This is a genomic window from Nostoc sp. ChiQUE02, from assembly GCF_034531305.2.
Classification (GTDB): domain Bacteria; phylum Cyanobacteriota; class Cyanobacteriia; order Cyanobacteriales; family Nostocaceae; genus Nostoc.
This window is the reverse complement of sequence record NZ_JAVRBN020000019.1, coordinates 20924-36774: the sequence shown is the minus strand read 5'-3', so window position 1 is coordinate 36774 and position 15851 is coordinate 20924. Positions and strand designations below refer to the sequence as shown.

General features: G+C 42.4%; 16 protein-coding genes. 4 read left to right on the top strand and 12 right to left on the bottom strand.

Annotated features, from left to right (window positions below):
* Nucleotides 1-82: 82 nt before the first annotated feature.
* Nucleotides 83-481 (bottom strand): TIGR02588 family protein, encoded by a 399-nt coding sequence (locus RM347_RS19940; RefSeq protein ID WP_322716918.1) that lies wholly within the window; start codon nucleotides 479-481, stop codon nucleotides 83-85.
* A complete protein-coding gene (locus tag RM347_RS19935; RefSeq protein ID WP_322716917.1) occupies nucleotides 478-1365 on the bottom strand; it encodes a TIGR02587 family membrane protein in 888 nt (295 codons plus the stop codon). Before RM347_RS19935 ends, RM347_RS19940 begins: the two co-directional genes overlap by 4 nt.
* Nucleotides 1366-1671: 306 nt before the next feature.
* Here RM347_RS19935 and RM347_RS19930 point away from each other — a divergent pair, with 306 nt between their 5' ends.
* A complete protein-coding gene (locus RM347_RS19930) occupies nucleotides 1672-1854 on the top strand; it encodes a CsbD family protein (RefSeq protein ID WP_322716916.1) in 183 nt (60 codons plus the stop codon).
* Between the two features lie 176 nt (nucleotides 1855-2030).
* Here RM347_RS19930 and RM347_RS19925 read toward each other — a convergent pair whose 3' ends face one another.
* Complete coding sequence (locus RM347_RS19925) at nucleotides 2031-2303, bottom strand: GlsB/YeaQ/YmgE family stress response membrane protein (RefSeq protein ID WP_322716995.1); 273 nt, start codon at nucleotides 2301-2303, stop codon at nucleotides 2031-2033.
* A 227-nt stretch (nucleotides 2304-2530) separates the two neighbouring features.
* Here RM347_RS19925 and RM347_RS19920 point away from each other — a divergent pair, with 227 nt between their 5' ends.
* Complete coding sequence (locus RM347_RS19920) at nucleotides 2531-3082, top strand: Uma2 family endonuclease (protein WP_322716915.1); 552 nt, start codon at nucleotides 2531-2533, stop codon at nucleotides 3080-3082.
* A 300-nt stretch (nucleotides 3083-3382) separates the two neighbouring features.
* Here RM347_RS19920 and mutL read toward each other — a convergent pair whose 3' ends face one another.
* Nucleotides 3383-5110: a DNA mismatch repair endonuclease MutL gene (gene mutL / locus RM347_RS19915; protein ID WP_322716914.1), complete on the bottom strand. Its 1728-nt coding sequence runs from the start codon at nucleotides 5108-5110 to the stop codon at nucleotides 3383-3385.
* A 375-nt stretch (nucleotides 5111-5485) separates the two neighbouring features.
* The gene (locus RM347_RS19910; protein WP_322716913.1) at nucleotides 5486-6535 is read right to left on the bottom strand and encodes an adenosine deaminase; all 1050 of its coding nucleotides are present in this window, start codon (nucleotides 6533-6535) and stop codon (nucleotides 5486-5488) included.
* Between the two features lie 382 nt (nucleotides 6536-6917).
* Between RM347_RS19910 and RM347_RS19905 the strand changes: the two genes are divergently transcribed.
* On the top strand, nucleotides 6918-7127 hold the full coding sequence (locus RM347_RS19905; RefSeq protein ID WP_322716912.1) for a hypothetical protein: 210 nt from the start codon (nucleotides 6918-6920) through the stop codon (nucleotides 7125-7127).
* Nucleotides 7128-7612: 485 nt separating this feature from the next.
* Here RM347_RS19905 and RM347_RS19900 read toward each other — a convergent pair whose 3' ends face one another.
* The 6 genes from RM347_RS19900 to RM347_RS19875 form a co-directional block, all read right to left on the bottom strand.
* Nucleotides 7613-7789, bottom strand: coding sequence for a hypothetical protein (locus tag RM347_RS19900; protein ID WP_322716911.1), 177 nt, complete (start codon nucleotides 7787-7789; stop codon nucleotides 7613-7615).
* 306 nt (nucleotides 7790-8095) lie between these two features.
* Nucleotides 8096-8407 carry a threonine dehydratase gene (locus RM347_RS19895; protein WP_322716910.1) on the bottom strand — a complete coding sequence of 104 codons (312 nt, stop codon included), beginning with the start codon at nucleotides 8405-8407 and terminating at the stop codon, nucleotides 8096-8098.
* Nucleotides 8408-9028: 621 nt separating this feature from the next.
* The gene (locus RM347_RS19890) at nucleotides 9029-9508 is read right to left on the bottom strand and encodes a plasmid segregation centromere-binding protein ParR (RefSeq protein ID WP_196510649.1); all 480 of its coding nucleotides are present in this window, start codon (nucleotides 9506-9508) and stop codon (nucleotides 9029-9031) included.
* 5 nt (nucleotides 9509-9513) lie between these two features.
* A complete protein-coding gene (locus RM347_RS19885) occupies nucleotides 9514-10668 on the bottom strand; it encodes a ParM/StbA family protein (RefSeq protein ID WP_322716909.1) in 1155 nt (384 codons plus the stop codon).
* Nucleotides 10669-10907: 239 nt separating this feature from the next.
* Complete coding sequence (locus tag RM347_RS19880) at nucleotides 10908-11531, bottom strand: DedA family protein (protein ID WP_322716908.1); 624 nt, start codon at nucleotides 11529-11531, stop codon at nucleotides 10908-10910.
* A gap of 330 nt (nucleotides 11532-11861) precedes the next feature.
* Nucleotides 11862-12944, bottom strand: a complete 1083-nt coding sequence (locus RM347_RS19875; protein WP_292786255.1) for a Gfo/Idh/MocA family protein — start codon at nucleotides 12942-12944, stop codon at nucleotides 11862-11864.
* Between the two features lie 723 nt (nucleotides 12945-13667).
* Between RM347_RS19875 and queC the strand changes: the two genes are divergently transcribed.
* Nucleotides 13668-14342, top strand: a complete 675-nt coding sequence (queC, locus tag RM347_RS19870; RefSeq protein ID WP_322716906.1) for a 7-cyano-7-deazaguanine synthase QueC — start codon at nucleotides 13668-13670, stop codon at nucleotides 14340-14342.
* A gap of 69 nt (nucleotides 14343-14411) precedes the next feature.
* Here queC and RM347_RS19865 read toward each other — a convergent pair whose 3' ends face one another.
* Nucleotides 14412-15848, bottom strand: coding sequence for a hemolysin family protein (locus RM347_RS19865; protein ID WP_322716905.1), 1437 nt, complete (start codon nucleotides 15846-15848; stop codon nucleotides 14412-14414).
* Between the last annotated feature and the right edge of the window lie 3 nt (nucleotides 15849-15851).

Sequence of the window (15851 nt, the reverse complement as noted above, 5' to 3'; positions counted from 1 at the left end):
TCAGTGACTCCAAATCATCCGGGGTTGAATCCCTGGATGATTTGCTCTTTCTACCTCCTGCAACTGCGGTTTTAAATCTTCACTACGGCAATTTATAGCTACCAACACGCAGATTTAACTGACCTTGGCGCGGGTTTTTGCTAAAGATAAATGCGCCTTCTTCACTTTCCCCACTAGATAAAAAGTCGATCTGTTGCTCTCCTGTCTCTGTAACTTTGCCGTCAATCATTAACTCAGCCATAATCTGAACTGACTCAGCTGTATCTCCTCCACTATTCATAACTTCAAAGGGAACATAAAATTGTCCATCAATTTCCCGAATTGTTTCTTTTTTGGTAACAGAAAGGATTGGAGGTTGATTCTTTTCGTTCAGCCAAGTATAGCCCACCAGACTCACAATGATTCCTAGGATAAGTGAGGCAATGCTAAATGTTACCCACTCAGCTATTGAGCGCTTTGGTTGTTGTTCTGTTTGAGTCATATTGCTAACCTTCCGGCTGCACCGCCAATAGTTGCAGGTAACCCCAGCATCAGCGTGTGATCTAACCACATTGTCCAAGGGTCGCTAAAAGTTAACTTTTGAAAAAACCACAGCATAAAAGCGCTTGCTAGCAGTGACACTAGGTAAGACATAATGGTTTCGCTTGATGGTCGTTGGAAAATTCCCTTTTGCTGTCTTCGCTTTTGCTGGTCAGAAAAGCCTGCCTGAAATACAATGCCATAAGAAATCAACAAAGATGTGGCGATCATTGCCAACTCCCAAAGTGGCGAGGTTGCGGCTGCTAGCATAGAAATTTCATCTGTTGGAGCGATATTAAATGCAATTATGGTTGCACCAATCAAGGTTCCACCTACATCGGCGAAGGTAGCATATAACTCAATCTGGTTATCCTTAGTTGCACTATTTTTCTGAGGTGTTGTTTGATCTTCTGTATTACTATTTCTGGTATCTCCCAAAAACTGGTTTGCTAATGCTACACCCAGAGTGAAAGGTACACTTTCAAAGATGATTTTACCTAAAGATTCCTCTAGGGAAGTTTCTGGCGTCAATTCTCGCAATAGTAGCAGCACAAAGGCAGAGCAGGCTAGTCCGATCGCGATCGCTTCTACGGTATCCATTGTGGCTTGATAAGCTTGCCAGCTATATCTGCGTTTCCGAAAGCCTTCTGTCTGGTTGAGCAAGAAAACCACAATAAACATGAATGCGATCGCCATCATCATCAGTTGTGGTTTGACCAGCGATCCAATCCACCAAACCTCCATTGTGTACAACAAAGGTATGCCAAATAAAAAGCCTCCGCAAGCACCCCGAATGATGTCATTAATCTCACCCCTCCAGACATTTTTTTGACGTTTTGTTGCCACTCCTTTACTTTCCCTTTGTTGAAAATTTGTTTTGACTTATACTAATTCTCTATGAAGATGGATATAGCAGTCCTAAATCATTCGTGAAAAGTTAGATCCCCGGCAACTTTTACGAAGCCGGGGATCTAGACACAGCAAATTTATCATATCTTCATATTTTTTAATTAGGGTATTCCGTAACACCCCGTATCTATCTTAAGATACATAATTTACCAAATTATTGTATCGCTTGATGGAAGTCACAAATAATACACTACTGTTAGTTTATGTAATAGCTTAATCAACTACAAGCTGGAAATAAAAACCATGAGTGCCGAAAAAAGAGTAGAAGCTACTGTAAAAAATATTGAAGGAAAAATCCAAGAGGTAGTGGGTGAAATAACCGGTAATCCACAAGATAAAACTGAAGGACAAGCAAAGCAAGCTGAAGCCCAAGTTACTCACACTGTAGAAAACATTAAAGACGAACTGAAGAAAGCTTTAGACTAATTTAGTTTTTGCAGTGTAAATAACAATACTAGCGATGATTCATTGCTGATAGTCTAACATTAATTACTCCACTATCTTTACGGAAGTGGAGTTTTTGTCTTGGCGTAAAATTTCAAAGGGGGAATTACGAAGGAATTGGTTCTAATCATGATTGATTTTTTAGGGATTTAATTCAACTAATAAGTGGCACGATTAGCTAATAAGTTCCAGAGAAAAATGGCAATTATTGCACCAATGACGGCAACAATTACACCGGGAATACTGAGGGTTGCAGCAGTTAATTGAAATCTTCCTGTCTCTAAAAGAGTAACTAAAATTCCCCCGATTACAGCACCTACGATACCTAAAACCATAGTTGAAACAATTCCACCACCCTGACGACCGGGATAAATAGCTTTCGCTATAGCTCCAGCAATTAAACCCAAAATGATCCAAGCAATAATGTTCAGCATAATTTCATCCATCAGAAAATTTAATAACTAGCTTAGAAATTACAATATTGTTTTCCTTCTACCGGAAGATATAAGTATTAAACTTCAATAAAAATTAACATCGTTTCTGCTAATAACTACAGCCGCAATGATTGTCAGTCTAGGCTACAGGGGCACAAGCGGCTTCCTTTGAAGTACATTTAAGATGGTAAAATATTAAGAATTATTGGGAGGAATCAATCGTCATGACTGTTATTGTAGCTAAGTGGACGATTGACGAATATCACCGCATGATTGATGCTGGCATTTTGAGCGATCGCAAAGTAGAACTACTTAAGGGAGAAATTGTCGAAATGTCGCCGGAAGGGGAACCCCATGCTTATTGTAGTCATGAATCGGCAGATTATCTAACGAATTTGTTAGGTAAACGTGCCACCATACGTCAAGCCAAGCCTATCACATTACCCAACGACTCGGAACCAGAACCAGATATTGCCATTGTCCAACATTTAGGACGCGAGTATCGAGAGCATCATCCCTATCCAGAAAATATTTTCTGGTTGATTGAGTATGCTAACTCCAGTTTAGAAAAAGATTTAGAAAGAAAAAGCAAAATCTACGCAGAAGCAGGTATTTTAGAGTATTGGGTTGTCAATCTCAAAAAGTTACACTTAGTGGTGTTTCGGGAAATCTTAGACGGAGAGTATGCCACAAAACTGACATTGACTACAGGAACAATTCAACCTTTGGCGTTTCCAGATATTTCTGTTGCGGTGGAACAGATTATTAACAGTTAAGGTAATTACAATTCAAAATCAAAATGCAAGAAAAAATTTTAATTTAACGTCAGTTAGACAAACTATAAGAATCCGATTTGATTTATCGAAAGCGACGGGAAACTCCATCCCCAGGTGTCTGTATCCTTAGTTAATAAGTCATGCATTGTTAAACTAGTATTGTGACCATAGCAGTTCATTTTTGATATGCCTTATCCAGACTGTTTAATGGACACTAATTTGTCAATGCGGACATTTATCTGTCAACGCAGACAAATAATTTGGCAATCGACAGGTCTAGTATTTGCATTACTGAAAACATCAAATTCCATGACTTTTACCAATTACCCAATTACGCCGGAAAAACCGGGCTAAAGCTGATTCTTCTAAGGATAGATAAATTGGGCGTCCGTGGGGACAGGTGCGGGGGTTGCGAGTGCGTTGCCAATTATCTAAAAGTGTCTGCATTTCTTGTTGATTCATGGGTGTACCATTACGAATGGCACTGCGACAGGCGACGGCTACTTGGGCTGTTTGTAAATCGCCTCCCCAACTAAGTTCTAAAATTGCTTCTGCATAGTCGTCTCGCTGCTGCAAAGGTGTGGGTATATTTCGCACTGCCCAAAGTTGTTCGCCAAAGGGTTCTATTTCTAAACCGATGCGTTGCAGTTGCGACAACTGCGCCGGTGACAATTGATAAAGAATGATTGGCGGTTCGACAGGAACAAGTTGCCAATTATCACACAATTGTTCATACAAAACTCGCTCATGGGCAATGTGCTGTTCCACCAACCACATACCACCTGGATGTTCCGCCACAATATAGGTGTTGCTAACTTGAGCGACAGCTTTCAAGGAATTAGGATTTTTGTAATCTTCCTTGGGATTTTGAGGATTGAAATTGTAGCCGCCTTTGGCTTCTGCGGCTTTGAGTAATTTACTAACTCGTGTTGTGTGGACAGCTTCTTTGAGATTGGTAGAAGAGATGCTGAGTGCTTGGTTAATTGCTTGGGTAATTTGCTCTTGCCAATAAATGATTTCGTTGAGGTAAATTTCTGTTTTTGCTGGATTGCGATTCCAGTTAATTTGATCTGGGGAAATGGCAAGATGTAAGAAACAAATTGGATAGCGATCGCGTGGTAATGTTCTGTGAAATGCTGATAATATCGTTTGCTCTAATTCCGGTGTCTTCACTATCCGTCCGTTAATGGCTACACGTACCCAATCTGGACGATGACGATGGCAGCGATCGGGTAATCCTACTACTAAGTTTAGTGCTGAGTGCTGAGTGAGGAGTGAGGAGTGGGCAGAGACGCGATTAATCGCGTCTGTACTGGAGAGTGAGGAGTTTGGAGGGTTGGCTATTTCGAGCTTGACTTCTTGCAAATCACCTTGTCGCACCTGCGGTAAAATCTGCGGTAGCAGTTGCCCAGTTGTAGCAGCAGGAGAGATGGTAAACCATTGACGGTCATTTTGCCAAATCTGCCAGGTGACGTGGGGATGACATAGGGCGATTTGGTGAATTGTGGCTTGCACAGCTTTCATTTGCTGTGCTGCTGTGGGTAACCCCTGACGACGTGATGAGCAATTACCAAAAAGACTTGAAACTGTAACCACTGTACCAGGTGCGATCGCAGTTACTTCAACTTGTACAACTTCCCCGCCATCACCATAAATAATCCGCCATCCTAATTTTCCACCCACAGGACGACTCAAAATTTCCAAATCTGCCAGAGTCGTTAAACTATGCAACGCCTCACCACGAAAACCTAAACTGTTAATTTTCCACAAATCGGCACTAGAGCGAATTTTACTGGTGCTGTGGGCTGTGGCTGCTTGTTGCAAATCATCTAGGTTCATTCCACAACCATTATCTGCCACACGAATTCGCCATTGCTGCGGCCATAAAGAAACCACAATTCGCGTTGCACCTGCGTCTAGGGAATTTTCTACCAATTCCCGCACCACAGAAGCTAAAGAGTCGATTACCTCACCAGCTGTAATGAGATATACGACTTCTGTTGGTAGAGCTTGAATAGTAGATGCCATAAATTATAGTTTATAGCTTCTGGGAACAAGGAAACTGAGATGAAATGAGGAAGTTAAGGAGGCGAACTTACCATAAATTTTGATTAATTGTCAAGAAAACTCAATTAAAAAGCGATTTTTGATAAATTACTTGTGAGATTTATTCTATAACTGCTGGTGTTTTTGTACTCCACATTAGACTTCTAGCAAAAATCTGAATCAGCGAAAAAGAAACCACAGATAAACACCGATAAATTATCTGCGTGCATCTGTGGTTTAATTTTGCAAGATATCTACTGTGCATTACAGCTTTCTCTACACCAGCATAAAAAATCACTGATTGCAACATTAATTCAGATTAAATCACCTTACTTTCTGTTTTCCTCTAACTAGTCGTTAATTACTATCCCTTGTTGCCAAAACTTTATGTGGTTCAGGTTTTAGTAAACCGTTCAACAGCGATGCGGGACGTTGACTGTAAGGCCAAGCGAAAGCATGGCGGAAAGCTGCATCCTGACAAGCTTGTAGTTGTGCAAAACTAATAATGTCGTAAGTCAAGAGATTTTCATACTCAAATGGCAAACGTACATTGTGCAACCCAGCATTGTCAGTACAAATAGCAATATCTACCCCAGCATCAAAACAACGGTCAAAAACTAATTTGAGTTGACGTATATCCTGCAAAGTACCAGTTTTCAGGTAAGTTGTCGGGCAAACCTCCAAACATTGACCGCGTTTAGCCACATCATTAAGTAGCTCTGGATACAGTAGGGGTATTTGGATGCCGTGACCAATCCGCATCAAATAGGGTAACAGTTCTGGGTAACAACCAGCAGTGGTTTCATATAGATGTCCGGTAGTGTTAACGCCCAGCGATCGCGCATAATCATATAAGCTAATCCATTGTTCTAAGCGATCGGCATAATAGCTATCACCCCCCGCTACATCTACTGCACAGACATACTGCTTATTTTGCGCCGCCAAATCAACAATCGCCTTGTTCACCTCATAGGGTAGGCGCGTGTGCATACAGAGAATTTGGCTAGTAACAATCGGATATTCCGGCTGGTGGCTGGCAAGTCCTACTACTTGCACAATTTCTGTCATCTTGTCAATTCTCTGTGATTGATTCAGATGCTCAGGTGTCCGCAGATAGGGAGTGTAGCGCAGTTCTAGATAAGCTAAATTTTCAAAAATGTAAGCACCCCGTACCAAGCGATAGATAAAGTAAGGCAAAGTCTCCACAGTTTGCACACTTTCTACCAAGGTGTGTAATTCTAAATACTCATCCAGGGTGTTGCGTGGGCGGGTATAAAAATCTTCAAATTCTGCATAGTCAGCAAATCGGGAAATCAACTCCGAAGAATGTCGCTCGAAATATCGCCATAAAACTCGTGGTACGACCGAGCCGCCCAGATGTCTATGTAATTCAGCATATAAAGCCATAGTGGTATTTTTAGGTAAAAATTTCAATAATTGTAACAAAAACATCGAAAGAAAGAATCTGTACTCGAAAAAATTTAGAGCAAAGACGTTCCGTTAGCTCCAGAGAAGTTGGAGCACAGATTTCCCACCATCTGGATTTTTCAACAGAGGCTCCGACCTAGACACTGCGCGAAAGTCAGGATTTTATCCTTATTGTCTGAAAATCCAGCATTTAATAGTGTTTTGAGCATGAATAAACTTGACATTATCAAGATTAAATTGATAGCATTGATATCCTTAATTTTTGTGTTACACTAAAATAACATTGCTATTGTTAAACAAGTAAAATATAGCAATATATTTTTCCTTTAACGAAGCAGATTCCTGGCAAGGTTGGTATTAATTGAAAATTCAAGCGTTGGAAGTCAAGGCTGGCGATCGCATTATTGCTTACTGCAACAACAAAATGCAAATCTGCAAGGTAAAACGCATCTTAGATCCAGGTCAAGCTAATATCACACTATCAGTATTCACCTCTGAGAATTATCGCGGTTGCTCAGTTTCATCTATAGTCCGCTTTCAGAGCAACGCCTTGGTTGATTTGGTGAGTTAAAAATCAAGGAAATATTCAATCTCAAAAATCTCTCTAGCTTTTGTCCAGCCTCAACTGGATATTATCTTTATTAAATGTGCGATAATCGCACATACAAATCCGTTAATTGTGGCTGGATAATTTTCCAGAAAAACGCCCTCATCCTATAGCAGTGCAGGCGAAAGTTTTTGAACAAATTAATACTATGCTCATGCGCCACCAATAAATGCGAGAGCTAGGCACAAAATAACTAAAATTGTGCTTAGTTTCTAGTAGTCTATCAAGTTGAAATTGATGGGTAAGCAAGTTTGTAGTAAGGACTTTAGTCCTTGTGTCCCACTGCACTGCGTATGGGCAAAGCTTGGTTGTAGTATTTAAGCACTTCTTTGTAAATTATTTCATTTGTCAACCGGGATATTCCTGAAATTTGATGTTGATTTTATTGGGTGCGGTGGGTAAATCCGGCAGTAGTTTCCGTTGTTGTAACAAATTTACTCTGTAAAGTTTCATTTAGCAGGCGTTTTGTCAGTTTTTGTCAAACCGTACACGCTGCAAAATTGACACGCGATCGCAGAGAGTGGCGCTAGAAGAGAAAGCCAATCATCGACGACGATTAGAACACAATTATTAGCGTGAGGAGCGATCGCTCCCAACCAAAAATCACAACAAGTAAAAAAAGTCAAACAAAAATTCTGAAGCCCGATCGCCACAATCCTCAAGCGATAAGCAACAGAAAGCTTTGGCTATCCTTTTTGATGTAAGAGCGATGTCTACGATGGCCACTGAGCGGCTGGTGAGCGGAGTCGAACCATGCCGTACCACTTCATGGAAGCAAGCTACGCGCAGCGTCTCGTAGAGAAGTGCGAGCTAAAACTCTTCTGAGTCCTTGTGTAAAGCCTAATTGAGATGCTCTTACCCTGGCAAAGCGATGCCTACGGCGAGCTTCGCTAACGCATTACTTAAGATCGCCCTCCAATTGATGGCTTTTGTTAGTTCTTTTTCACATCACGAGCCATGTTGAGGTAGTAGTCGTCAAGTTTGGCATTAGGACGACTGCGGGTAGTGGTGGGAATTTTAGGAGTGTTATCCTGATTCGTTTCAATCGGCTGTTTAGCAGAAGCTTGCTTTATGCCTTGCACCTCATCAGATTCTAAGAAATAACCAGAACTAGTGAATCCGAAAAGCTTGGCAAAAAAACCAAATATATTTCCGACAAAATTAGAAAGACTTTGGAATAAAACACCAAACAAGCCTTCAACCCGAAGGAACAAGTTCCGAATAGTTTGAGTTAGACGAAGCATAAGGGCACCTTCAATGATTGCCTATTATTATTGTGACTCAATTGCGATCGGGTGATTGGTGCTGTGGCAAAAATCTACCAGTGGGTAGGTGTAGCCCAAACTAGGTATTGCTGTCTCCTCAATTCCCATAAGCCATATATGGTTTGTGCAATTTACATAACGGGACCAGAGGTAAGGTATTGACTCTGATGAAATTTAAAAATACCTTTGGCATTAAGTTAAAGTTATTAGCTTTAATAGCAAAAGAGTTAATTTTGAAACTAAACAAGATTTTATCCCACTTTAATCGCACACTAAAAATTGATCTGCGATCGCTCTTTTTCCATAACTTGATCGGGTGTGTAGACAGGGCCTCGGATTGCGATGAGTCCAGCGCTGAAGGTGGGTTTTAACCTAGTCAACTAGCGTTAGCGATGTTAGGAAGATCATTCATACTCCTACGGGGAAGCAAGCTATGGTAGCATCTTTGTCAGGAAAAATTTCCTCCGTTGTAGCGACTGCTGTACAAAGTGGCTTTTTGCCAGACATCGCATCTTTGTATAAACATTAATAATCCTTAATAGTTAATACTATTAAGGATTGTTAACATGAGCAACAAATGCTCACAAACCTGATTGTTCCTTAAAAATCATCGAGAAACTGACTAAGGCGACTGATTACGGGGTCAACCTCTTGAGGAGGGGTAGCAACAGAATAAGAAGTATTATTTACTACTTCTAATTGAGTTGGAGACGGAATGAACGATCGATCATTGACTATGAGCGCCAGTTGTGCAACTTGTTGAGAAAGTTGCAGTAGATGGTGTTCCATCGCCTCCAAACGATTAGATCCCTTGGCAAAAAAACGTTCCTCAAGTCCAGCCACTTGACGTTGCAGTTCACCAATTTGTTGTTCAATCGGTGTTGTTGCTGCTGTTTGTGGAGCAGGTTGTACAGATTCCGGTACACATAAAGATTGCCACAAGGCTTCTTTACAGAGATCGCTGAAAGTCTTGTCTGGTTGTTTTTCCAAATAACTTTCTACTTGCGCTAACAAGCTTTCATCAGCAAGCTCTGGGTTGAACGTGACGGATTTAACTACCTTTTTTGACCATTGGAACATCAGCTTTATGCCCTAGCAGCGCGATTGGAGGATAATTGTGCCTCTCCATAAATATACTGCCCCAAAGCATTCGCCTGTCGTGAAGGTGCTGCTAAATGAGCATTAATCTTTGCTTCTTTGAGTAGACGTTGAACGTCGTCCCAGAAGAACTCACCACCCCCGCCAGTGAGAATCACATCGGTGACGCGTTCTGGCAACCAGGCTAGCACACGGCTACAGATTTCGCGTGAAAACATCTCCGTGAGGTTGGGAAGAAAATCGTCTAGGTTGGTGGGCTTGCTAGCGCCTTTAGGACGGTAATAGCGTTCACCTCTGGGTTTGTTCACAGCGGAAATCAGAGCTAGAGATTGACTATCTGCTCCCTCGATTTCGGCGGACACCAATTCATAAAACTTATTCATCCCGAAGTCTTCGCTCTTAGAAGCACCTCGGGCAAAACGGAAGTTATCTACCATCAAAAGATCGACGGTTTGATGTCCAATATCAACGATCGCCACCGATATTTTTGTAAAATCGGGACTGCCAGGGCTTTTCTTCGGTTGAGCTTCAGACCACAGCAGGCTGCCGTACCCTTCTGGCATTACCCATACCTTATTGACGTTCAGCGACACAGATTCGCCTCGGAAGTTCAACACATGAGGACCGCCTACTTGGCTAATCAACTGTGCTTTTTCCTTTTCAAATTGCTCTAAGGAAAGAAAAGGCAGACCTAGTACGACTGAGATATCATCTCTGAGTTTGAAGTAACCAGCACTTGCTAACACTTTTACTAGTGCAGCCTCTACCTTAGATTGTCCAACTCCTAGATTTGCTCCAAAATCTGCTGCTAGTTGACCAACAGCATATCCATTTCCTTGATACTCCAGCCACAAATCCATTAAGGGGTCAGTAGCCCTGGCTTCAAAAACACCACCGCGTACTTGTTCAATTGACATTTGCTTGACGTTGGCAGGTACGAACACTACATTGCCGGGTTCGCGACTCACACAAGTTTTTGTGGAAGTTCTGCCTAAATCAACACTGAGAATGGTTTTCCCTGGAACACCGCCTGACTTGGGAGGAGTATTATTAACAGCATTGATCGGAGTCGATGCTGACACTCTATTCATGGGTATAGCAGCAGCATTGATAGGGGTAGCGGCGGAAGGTTGGTCTGTCATGAAAGCTCCTAGTTCAAACTTAACTGTAAAAAGTTGTCATGCTCATCTTACAAAAATGCGAGCAACCAGAAATTCTAGGTTGCGTCAAGTGTAGCTAGAAATACGCCAAAAATTAATTTCGGCGATACCTCCGATAAGCTCTGCCAACGCACATCTAGTATTATTTGGCATAGTGTAGGCGAATTTTGGCCAGATGTAACCCCTGCTTTCACTGCTTTCAAACCAAAAGCGTCCGTGTTTCATCTTCTAGTACGTCTTAACTGGCGTTTGAATATCCAGAAAACAAATGCTAGAACCAAACCCCCAAGTACGATTTTGGATACAGGTGCAAGGTACTTGTCCACAAGTTCATACTGACTACCCAATATGTATCCTGAGTATGTTAGCAAACCCACCCAAGCAGCGCTACCTAATGTTGTGTAAAACAGAAATGGTAGCAAAGGCATATTACTGATCCCTGCCGGAACAGAAATCAAGGTGCGGATTCCCGGTACAAGGCGACCAATAAACACTGCTTTTCTACCTTGTCGATCAAACCACTCTTTGGCCTTGGTGATATCTCTACTGGATATAGCCAACCATTTGCCATATTTGTCAGCCCAAGCTTTCAAACGGGTTTCGCCCAAAAACTTACCTGGATAGTACCAAATAAGTGCGCCCAATACAGAACCCAAAAGTCCTGCAAAAAAAACACCAATGATATTCAGCTTTGCCCCTCCTGGTTGATATGGACTCGCTGTAAATCCAGCCAGTGGCATGATCAATTCTGAAGGAATGGGGGGAAAAAGGTTCTCTAGGAACATTAGTAGGGCGATTCCCCAATAGCCAAAATAGTTGATAGTATTAGTTATCCATTCAAGCATTGAGTCAATTCCTGAAATTGCTGGACTAGTCTTGTTACTAAATTCAGCCTTAGCTTTTTTAAAGGGTAATTATCCTCGCTTGCTAGAGTCAAGGTAACTTCGCTGCACTAGAAATTGGCATCGCCACTTAAAAAGATTTTCTAATTTTTTAGATCCCCCTTAGTCAGTTTTTTCAAAGGACTAGGGAGGATCTAAAGATTTGATGGCAAATTTCAAAACACACTCACTTTAGGCTTTTTTTCTGAGGTTGGGGCTGTGGGGGAGATGAGGGAGCACAGGGAGAGAAGGGAGAAAATTTTACCTTGTCCCCTTTGTCCCCCTCTTCTTCTTTTAGACTGTCGGGGTCAATGATTGTACTCTTGGTTCCGATTGCCAGTCTAATGGATTCCAAACTCGATCTTCCAGTGCCATCTGCTCAATCAAACTTGCCAGTCTCAGGGCTTTGAGAGCTTGTTCACCACCTACTGAGGGTTGATTGCCGCCATGTACACAGTTGACAAAATGTTCTAATTCTGCACTTAGAGGTTGGATATTGCTGGTGTAGACTTTTTCAATCACACCATCTTGCCTGTAAAGTACTTGTCGGTGATCGGTGAGAGAATTGGCAGTCGTTTGTCGGTGAATCAAAATTTCATTCTTGAGAAAATCTGCCTCAGTAAATGAATTTTTGCAATGGGCGACAATCCGGCGAATTTTTCGGTGGGTGACTTTACTGGCTGTCAGAGTAGCAACAATACCATTGGCAAACCCCAAGGTGGCGGTTACGTAATCTAAATAACCAGAGTCTAGGGAGCGAGTACCGCTAGCAGTCAATTTCGTTACTGGAGAAGCAGCTAATTCCAAAAGTAAGTCGATGTCATGGATCATTAAATCCAGCACAACCGAAACATCGTTTGCCCGATCTGAGTAAGGACTCATCCTGTGGGCTTCTAGCGCCAGCAATTCCTCTGTTTTTAGAACTTGGCTCAGTTCTTTAAAAGCTGGGTTAAAACGCTCAATATGACCTACTTGCAGGATACACTGAGACTCAGCGGCGGCATTTACTAGGGACTCTGCCTCAGAAATACTGGCTGCAATCGGTTTTTCAATCAAAACATGAATTCCCGCTAACAGACAGTTGATCCCCACGGCATAGTGCAGACGGGTGGGAACAGCTACACAAACTGCTTCCACAAGGGGTAGCAGGTCACAGTAATCTTCAAAAAAACGCACCTTGTACTTGCTGGCAGTTTCTAATCCGCGCTCGACGTTAATATCTGCCACTCCGACCAGTTCAACATCTTTCATTGAACTCAGCACGCGAGCGTGGTGTTGTCCCATGTTACCCACTCCAATCACGCCTATGCGGATCGGTCGTGGCTGGTTGCGCTGTGTATATGGATTGGGTTCTGCCACTGACATGCTATTTTGCACTATTATTCTCTCCTCAACCACCAAATTTAGAGACGCTACGGCCGTTGGCGTTTATACTCGAAAGCCAGTTACGATCCGTCTAAAACCATCCAGATGGTAACATAGAGCCTATGTTTATGAAGAATTTCAAAGTTTGTGATCGGTTCCCGTAATCCAAATATCTTTTGTATAGATAGTTCGGGTTTGCTTTGAATTTTGCACTTTCTACAAAAAATAGATGTTTTTTTTATTAAATTTAAAAAATTCAGTAAGACCTAAGTGTAAATTATCCAAAGTTCTAAAGGTTAGCTTCCTCCCTTCAGACTTCCGTCTGGGTGACAGTTAGGCAATTATTACCGAGATCAATATCTAATTGACACCACTAAAGTTACAAAATAATTAAACAATAACACCTATGCTTTTTTTCAAAAAAAATGCTATTGAGGATTACAGCCACAGTTTATCTGAAACGATTTTTGTATGATTATTTGCAGCATCTGTCGTATATACAAAGTGGCTTGTCGTATCCCTTCTGTTAAACAAGCTAGTAAGAGCGTCTCGTAGAGAAGAGAAGACACCGCACCGCTTTTTGAGAGAAACTGGTGTGGATTATTTTTCTGGAATATGTAGGGTGTGGCGTTGTTTGCCATAAAGAATAGAGGTTCAGGAGTATTTTTGGTATTGCTTCCTGGCATCTTGTTAAGGTGTGATTTGGCGATTTGAAATCCAAAATTTGCAACCGAGATGAAAGCAGTAATTTTGTTATCTGGGGGATTGGACTCTTCCACAATTCTGTACAAAGCTAAGGCTGATGGCTGTGAATGTCATGCTATTTCCTTTGATTACCAGCAGCGACACCGACGAGAGTTACAGTCAGCCCTCACTGTTGCTCAAAAAGCTGGGATCGTAAAACATCAGGTGGTTAATTTTGACTTACGACAATGGGGCGGTTCGGCACTTACCGATGACGCGATTGATCTACCCCAAGAGCGATCGCTGGATGAAATGTCTCAAAATATTCCAGTAACCTATGTTCCGGCTCGTAATACCATCTTCTTAAGCTTTGCTCTTGGTTACGCCGAAGCGATCGCAGCAGAACGTGTCTATATCGGCGTCAATGCCTTAGATTACTCAGGATATCCTGACTGTCGCCCCGACTATATCCAGGCAATGCAGGAAGTATTTCGCCTGGGAACCAAACAAGGGCGTGAGGGACAACCAATTAATATTGTTGCACCCCTGATCAACCTGAAAAAAACCGAAATTATCCAACTGGGGAACCAATTGGGAGTTCCTTGGGAGCTAACTTGGTCTTGCTATGCTGGTGGTGATGTCGCCTGCGGTGTATGTGATTCTTGTCGCTTGCGGCTAGCAGCTTTTGCCGAATTGGGACTCATTGATCCACTGGTATATGCTTAGTGGGGCATTGGGCAAAGAGGCAGAGGGGCAGTTCTTGCTGGATGCAAGGGAGAAAATGAGTAATTATATTTACCTCTTTCCCCCCTCTGCTCCCTGCTCCCTGCTCCTCTGCTCCTCTGCTCCCCCTGCTTCCTCCAAGCGTCGTAGTTGAATTTGATGTAAGCGTGGGCCAACAATTGACACCACAGTGAATTCAAGATTTTGATAACAGAAGGTTTCGCCTTTGCTAGGAATTTTCTGTAACTGATACAGCAAAAACCCCCCTAGTGTTTGGTATTCTCTTGTCAAGGGCAAATTGAGATGTAAAACCTCGTTGAGGTCTTCGAGGTTGATTTGTGCCTGCACCAGAAACTTCTGCTTATCTAACATCTGGATTAGTAAGTCGTCGCTGTTTTCAGGTTCGCTGGCGTCGCCAATGATTTCGGCAATAACATCTTTGATTGTCACTAGTCCCACGGTACCGCCAAATTCATTCACTACCATGACCATAGCTGGTTTCTCTTGCTGCATCATTGGTAAAAGTTCACTCAAGGACGTATGTTCTGGAACAAACCGGGCGGGACGCATCCAAGGTTGGATTTGTGTCTCTAAACTTAGCTTTCCTACAGCCAAAGGTTGTGCCAAATCTTTAAAATAAACAATGCCGAGAACATCGTCTAAAGATTCACCAATCACAGGATAGCGAGAGAAACCAGTAGAAGCCATTTCCTTGAGTAATGACTGGAAGGTAGCATCTTTTGGCAATGCGACAATACTGGTGCGGGGGATCATCACATCTTGGGCCATGACATCCCCAAACTCAAAGACATTATTGAGCAGTTCTCGCTCCGCACGCTGTAAACCAGTAGATCCCCATTCTGTAGAGATAATCAGTTGCAATTCTTCGGGAGTTACAGGCGGTCTCCAGCCTTGACCTGTGTATTGGATGCCAAAAATCCGCAATAAAAAACGAGTTGATTGGTTGAGAATCCAGATGAAGGGGCCAAAAAAACGCACGATCGCTTTTACCGAAGGTCCCAAAAACCTCGCTAGCTGTTCTGAATACAGCATGGCTAAGGATTTGGGGCATAGTTCTCCGATCACAATTTGCAGATAGGCAATCAAGAAAAAGGCGATGGGAATTGATAAGGAATGTGCCAGGAAGTTAGTCATCCCACTGGGTAAAGGCCAGGATCTTAACCATGCATTCACTAGCACGACAATCGTACTTTCTCCAATCCATCCCAGTGCCAAACTAGAGAGGGTAATGCCTAACTGGGTGGTAGATAGCAGTCGGTCAATACTACGTTGTAGCATTTCGACTGCGATCGCTGGAATATCCCCAGCCTTAACTAGCTGGTGAATACGCGATCGCCGCACGCTCACCATCGAAAATTCCGCCGTCACAAAAAAGGCATTTATGGCAATCAGTAGTAGCACTGATAACAACCGCAGCGCCACGTCTGTCCACATTAAATTAGGAAAACCACTCACCGCCAAAGCTCGTGTAAAACTCACGCCCTCCATTTA

Excerpts from the sequence above, each read along its gene's own strand:
- RM347_RS19940 (WP_322716918.1), bottom strand. The coding sequence starts at position 481 with ATGACTCAAACAGAACAACAACCAAAGCGCTCAATAGCTGAGTGGGTA.
- RM347_RS19910 (WP_322716913.1), bottom strand. The coding sequence starts at position 6,535 with ATGGCTTTATATGCTGAATTACATAGACATCTGGGCGGCTCGGTCGTA.
- RM347_RS19865 (WP_322716905.1), bottom strand. The coding sequence starts at position 15,848 with ATGGAGGGCGTGAGTTTTACACGAGCTTTGGCGGTGAGTGGTTTTCCT.
- queC (WP_322716906.1), top strand. The coding sequence starts at position 13,668 with ATGAAAGCAGTAATTTTGTTATCTGGGGGATTGGACTCTTCCACAATT.
- mutL (WP_322716914.1), bottom strand. The coding sequence starts at position 5,110 with ATGGCATCTACTATTCAAGCTCTACCAACAGAAGTCGTATATCTCATT.
- RM347_RS19880 (WP_322716908.1), bottom strand. The coding sequence starts at position 11,531 with ATGCTTGAATGGATAACTAATACTATCAACTATTTTGGCTATTGGGGA.
- RM347_RS19920 (WP_322716915.1), top strand. The coding sequence starts at position 2,531 with ATGACTGTTATTGTAGCTAAGTGGACGATTGACGAATATCACCGCATG.
- RM347_RS19885 (WP_322716909.1), bottom strand. The coding sequence starts at position 10,668 with ATGACAGACCAACCTTCCGCCGCTACCCCTATCAATGCTGCTGCTATA.
- RM347_RS19930 (WP_322716916.1), top strand. The coding sequence starts at position 1,672 with ATGAGTGCCGAAAAAAGAGTAGAAGCTACTGTAAAAAATATTGAAGGA.
- RM347_RS19890 (WP_196510649.1), bottom strand. The coding sequence starts at position 9,508 with ATGTTCCAATGGTCAAAAAAGGTAGTTAAATCCGTCACGTTCAACCCA.
- RM347_RS19895 (WP_322716910.1), bottom strand. The coding sequence starts at position 8,407 with ATGCTTCGTCTAACTCAAACTATTCGGAACTTGTTCCTTCGGGTTGAA.